The sequence below is a fragment of the Microbacterium sp. 69-10 genome (genome assembly GCF_001897945.1).
Lineage (GTDB): Bacteria > Actinomycetota > Actinomycetes > Actinomycetales > Microbacteriaceae > Microbacterium.
The window spans coordinates 272,090-272,472 of the sequence record NZ_MKRT01000028.1 but is presented as its reverse complement, the minus strand read 5'-3'; the positions used below and the strand labels follow the sequence as shown (position 1 = coordinate 272,472).

1 protein-coding gene is annotated in these 383 nt (G+C 70.2%); it reads right to left on the bottom strand.

Annotation, left to right across the window (positions count from 1 at the left end; genetic code table 11):
- The coding region (locus BGN97_RS15915) for a hypothetical protein (protein ID WP_292703581.1) at positions 1 to 317 on the bottom strand (317 nt) is incomplete at its 3' end.
- Positions 318 to 383: the final 66 nt, after the last annotated feature.

The following is a 383-nucleotide window of genomic DNA, read 5'->3' as shown; positions in this document are numbered from 1 at the left end:
TCCGTGCACTCGGTCCAATCCTGCCTGACCGCACAGGGATTGACCGTGTCCATGGTGACGTCGTACCGGCCCGTCTCGTACTCCTCGGAATGCGTCGTCGCCGCCTGGGCGGGCACATCCACCTTGTCCCAGTGCCGGGCGGTGACGAACGCGTAGACCGTGGTGATCGCGACGGCCAGGATCAGCACGCCGACGATCGCCAGGGTCACCCAGAGGCCGACGTTCCTCCGGCGCGGCGGAGGCGAGGCATCGAGTATCCCGAACGGCGCCGGCTCGATCACCGCGGTCACGCCGTCGGCAGCAGGCGCGGCGGACACGGTCGGGTAGGCGGCGGGAGTCGGAGGGGTGCCGGACGGTGAGTCGAGTCCGTACGACGACGCCGG